Genomic DNA, 4,171 nt, shown 5'->3' on the forward strand with positions numbered 1-4,171 from the left:
CATTCGATCCGCGCGTGTCCGGGGCCGGCACGCGCGGATCGAATGCGAGGCGAGCCGCGGTGACGTGTTTGATGGCCGGGTCAGACGCGTCTTCGCGGTGTGGCCGAGAGAGGCGTCTTGATCAGTCAGGAAGACGAGTTGCGGGCATTGCTATCGTCCGGCCTCGCCGGAAGCGCGGCGGACTACCGGTTGTTCCTGGAGCGACTTGGTCCCCACCTGCGGGCCTATTTCAAGGGTAAGCTCGCGCGCTCCGGACGCGCCGCGCCGGAGGCGGAGGACCTCGTCCAGGAAACGTTGATGGCGGTTCACACGCGACGGCACACCTACGACGTTGGCCAACCGGTCACGCCGTGGCTCTACGCCATCGCGCGCTACAAGCTCATCGACCATCTCCGGCGTACGCGCGCCTCCCTCGCCGACGTACCCGTCGAGGATGCGAGCGAGCTGGTCGCGCGCGACGACCACGCCGCCGTCGAGAGCACGCTCGACGTCGAGCGCCTGCTCGGTCGCCTTCCCGGCAAGATGCAGCAAGCGATCCGGGCCATGAAGGTCGAAGGTCTGAGCGTGGCCGAGGCCGCGACGCGCTCCGGCATGTCGGAATCGGCCGTCAAGGTCAGCGTCCACCGCGGGTTGAAGGCGTTGGCCGCCATGGCAGGAGGCAAAGGGGAATGAAGACCGACGAACTCATCGGCTTGCTCGGCGCGAGCTTCGCCAGCGAGCCTGCCAAGTCTCCCGGCATGCTGCGGCGGATCGCGCTCGGGGCCGCCATCGGGGCCGCCGGGGCACTCTGCCTCGCCCTTCTCGCATTGGGCGTCCGGCCTGACTTGGGTGAAGGCAAGTCACTGACCTTCCTGTTGGCCAAGCTGGCCTTCGCCCTCGCCGTCGGTGGCTTGGCCCTGCGCTATCTCGGTCGCATCGCTCGCCCAGGGGGCGAGAGGAGGGTGCATCTCGGCATCGCGGCCCTGCCGTTCGCGGCAGTCATGGTCCTCGCTGCCCTCAGCCTCGCCAACGCGCCGGCGGCCCACTGGGGGACCATGCTCACCGGCCATATGTGGCTCGAATGCCTCGTCTCCATCCCGGTGATCGCGGTGGTCCCCTTCGCGACCCTGATGTGGGCGGTCCGGAGGTTCGGCGCGCCGACGGACCTCGTCCGGGCCGGGGCCCTGGTCGGGCTCGCCTCGGGCGGCGTGAGTGCGATGGGCTACGCGATTCACTGCATGGACGACACCGTGCCCTTCATCGCGCTCTGGTACGGCGGGACGATTGCCCTCTGCACGCTGGCGGGCGCGCTTCTCGGGCCTCGCCTGCTGCGCTGGTAAGGCCGTCGGCTCACCCGTACGCAAGGGCGAACCGCTCCCGGCCCGCCGCCCGCTTCAGGGGCGGGTCAGCCCGGAGGCCTCCAGTTCGGCCGTGGGTACCCGGACAGGTCGCCCTGTCGAGCGGCCCGGACGCGCGGATGCGCGTCCCACGCCGCCTGCGTGAGCGCCTCCCCGTCGATCCGGAAGGCGCTCGTCCCGTCCTGCGCCACGACCGCCGGGCCGAGCGGATTGTCGAGGATATCGTAGAGCCCGGCCGCCTCGTTCCAGGCGCGGACCGAAACCGAACGGCCCTCGTCCATGAGGAAGGCGCAGTGCGTCCCCGCGGGATGGGGTGGCACGACAGCCCCTGCCCGCACGGGTGCGGCGGTCGCGCGCCCGGGAGGCGAGGGAAGGCCGGCGAGGAAGGCGAGCGCACGCTGTGCCAGAACTTCCTCGAACCCGCATTCCGCTACGCGCCTGGATGACGGCAAGGTCGAGAGGCCGGGCCCGATGGTAGGCCGCGATGTAGTCCCTGTCCTTGTCGGCGAGGCGGGCGAGCTTGGAAACGATCAGGTCGTCCGGGCCGGGGGCCACCACCGTCACAGTCGCCGTGCCGTGGCCTCTCACCTCCCGCACCACCGCGCGCGGGCCACGAGGGCGGCAGGCGGGCGGTGCGGTCGTCGACGCCGTCGATGTAGAAACCGTGCGCCGCGTGGAAGGGCGAGCCCTCGCCGAAGATGACGGAGATCTCCTCGGATGCCTCCGCGAGGTCGTCGTCCTGGGCTGCCTCCCAGGCCCGGGCGTTGGCGGGATAGGCGTCGATCTCGGGCGACATGCACATCGTGACCGGCGCGCCGGGCCAGCCTACGAGGATGCCTTGGCTGCCGACGACCACCACGGTGCGGGCCTTGAAGTGCAACGCCAGCGAGCGGGCGGTGCGCTCCAGGTCCGCGACCGTCCGGATCTCAATCGGACGGCTCACGCCGGAACGGAGGAGCCTTGGCGGCCGGCATGCGCCGCGCGCTGGGCGGCCGCGCCTTTGCGTGCCAGGCGCCAGATCCGCTTCCGGACGTTCGGGTCGCGCACGAACGACACGCCCTCCCCTTCCAAGAACGGCGAGGACAGCCGAAGCCGCTGCATACCCTCGTCCCACCGGGTGAGGAGTTGCCGGATCGTCCCCGGCGGCTGCCCGAGGATCTCGCGCCACTCGGAGACGAAGGTGCGCTCGGGGTAGTCCGCCTCAAGCCGCATGACGGCCATCTTGGCGCTATCGAGGATGCCCGGGTCGCGCGCGAGCCGACGCGCCACCAGCCGATGGATCATCAGCTTGGCACGGTCGTTCACGACTTCCCTGTTTACCTCGGGACGCACGGGATGCCTCTGGAGCCACACGCGTTTCGGACCGTGGGCATTATGCCCGACGCCCGGAGACCCGACAACGTCGGAGTTGGGGCTCGGTTCGACTTCCACAGAACTTCGGTCCCCGCGGATATGGGGTCTGGCACCGGTCTCTTTGACATCCTCCCCGCCCTGGAGGGCGGGGATTCCTACCGCGTGTCAGGCCGCGAGGGCCGGACCCGCCTCGGTGGGTTCCTGGGCCGACGCCCGAACGGGCGAAGTCTCTCCGCAGGCTTGCCGGGCGTACCCCGCCCTTGCGATGTTGACCGACGCCACGTCGTCCGCGTTCGCCGCGTACCCGCACGCCACGCACCGGAACACGGCCTGGCTCGGGCGGTTTTCCGCCGCCACGTGCCCGCATTCCGGGCACGTCCGGCTCGTGTTCGGAGCCGGCACCGGCAGCAGCCAGCCGCCGAGCCATTCCTGCTTGTACCCGACCTGCCGGCGGAACTCGCCCCACCCCTGGTCCAGGATCGCCTTGTTCAGCCCCGCCTTCTGACGGACGTTCACGCCCGGCTCCTCGACCGTCCCGGCCGCGCTCGCCGTCATCGCCCGCACGTCCAGGTCCTCGACGCAGACCACCGCGTGGTTCTTGCTGACGGTCGTCGAGGCCTTGTGCAGGAAGTCGGAGCGGATGCGGGCGATGCGTGCCTGGACCCGTTGTACCTTCGCCTTCGCCTTCCTCCAGTTCCTACTGAACTTGGTCTTGCGGGCCATCGCCCGCTGCGCCTTCGCGAGCGCCGCCTCGGCCTTGCGGAACGCGTTCGCCGGTTCGATGACGGTGCCGTCGGACAGCGTGGCGAAACGCGTCACGCCGACGTCGATGCCGACAAGCGTCGTCGACGGGTGGACCGGCTTCTCGACCTCGCGCTCGGTCTGGACCGAGACGTGCCACTTGCCGGCCTTCAGCGAGACGGTGACCTGCCCGACCGCGCCCTCGACGGCGCGGGAGGCGCGGTAGCGCATCCAGCCGAGCTTGGGCACGCGGATGCGCCCGTTCGGCTGGTCGAGCTCGACCTTCTGCGGGTGGCGGAAGGCGTCGTCCTTGCCCTTCCTCTTGAAGCGCGGGAGCTCGGCCCGCCCCTCGAAGAAGTTGCGGTAGGCGTGGTCGAGGTCCTTGAGCGCCTGCTGCAGGACCTGGCTGTGCACCTCCTTGAGCCAGGCGGTGGCGGGGTCGGCCTTCCAGGCGGTGAGATGCTTGCAGAGGTCGGCATAGGAGAGGTGCTTCCCGCCGGCGGCGTAACGTTCCTTCTGCAGGGCGAGGGCCTTGTTGAAGACGTAGCGGCGCGCGCCGCAGGAGCGTCTCATGAGCCGTTCCTGCGCGCCGTCGGGCCGGAGGACGAACCGGTATGCCTGGACGCGAAGCACGGACCAAGGCTAGAACGGAAGCGGAACGCAGGCAAGGGCCTTGGTACGGATGCCTGGATGGCGGCTGTCGCCGCCGGCGCTATCCATCCCCGCCCTTAAGGGCGGGG

6 protein-coding genes are annotated in these 4,171 nt (G+C 70.2%); 2 read left to right on the plus strand and 4 right to left on the minus strand.

Translation table 11 applies throughout. The features are described 5' to 3' along the window. Positions 1-117: 117 nt before the first annotated feature. Together MZTS_RS23905 and MZTS_RS23910 are read left to right on the plus strand one after the other, a co-directional pair. Positions 118-672 (plus strand): sigma-70 family RNA polymerase sigma factor, encoded by a 555-nt coding sequence (locus MZTS_RS23905; protein WP_183667249.1) that lies wholly within the window; start codon positions 118-120, stop codon positions 670-672. After that, the gene (locus tag MZTS_RS23910) at positions 669-1,319 is read left to right on the plus strand and encodes an NrsF family protein (protein ID WP_012454454.1); all 651 of its coding nucleotides are present in this window, start codon (positions 669-671) and stop codon (positions 1,317-1,319) included. Before MZTS_RS23905 ends, MZTS_RS23910 begins: the two co-directional genes overlap by 4 nt. A gap of 65 nt (positions 1,320-1,384) precedes the next feature. On the opposite strand, the gene MZTS_RS23915 is transcribed toward MZTS_RS23910, so the two are convergent. The 4 genes from MZTS_RS23915 to MZTS_RS23930 form a co-directional block, all read right to left on the minus strand. Further along, the gene (locus MZTS_RS23915) at positions 1,385-1,657 is read right to left on the minus strand and encodes a hypothetical protein (protein ID WP_183667250.1); all 273 of its coding nucleotides are present in this window, start codon (positions 1,655-1,657) and stop codon (positions 1,385-1,387) included. Between the two features lie 110 nt (positions 1,658-1,767). Continuing rightward, a complete protein-coding gene (locus tag MZTS_RS23920) occupies positions 1,768-2,280 on the minus strand; it encodes a hypothetical protein (protein WP_183667251.1) in 513 nt (170 codons plus the stop codon). After that, the gene (locus tag MZTS_RS23925; RefSeq protein WP_183667252.1) at positions 2,277-2,642 is read right to left on the minus strand and encodes a hypothetical protein; all 366 of its coding nucleotides are present in this window, start codon (positions 2,640-2,642) and stop codon (positions 2,277-2,279) included. Before MZTS_RS23925 ends, MZTS_RS23920 begins: the two co-directional genes overlap by 4 nt. 213 nt (positions 2,643-2,855) lie before the next feature. After that, positions 2,856-4,064 (minus strand): RNA-guided endonuclease InsQ/TnpB family protein, encoded by a 1,209-nt coding sequence (locus MZTS_RS23930; RefSeq protein ID WP_183667253.1) that lies wholly within the window; start codon positions 4,062-4,064, stop codon positions 2,856-2,858. Between the last annotated feature and the right edge of the window lie 107 nt (positions 4,065-4,171).

This window comes from Methylorubrum zatmanii, assembly GCF_014845115.1.
GTDB lineage: Bacteria > Pseudomonadota > Alphaproteobacteria > Rhizobiales > Beijerinckiaceae > Methylobacterium > Methylobacterium zatmanii.

What these genes read in the sequence shown, in the direction of transcription:
- MZTS_RS23910 (WP_012454454.1), top strand. Translation starts at nt 669, where the DNA reads ATGAAGACCGACGAACTCATCGGCTTGCTCGGCGCGAGCTTCGCCAGC.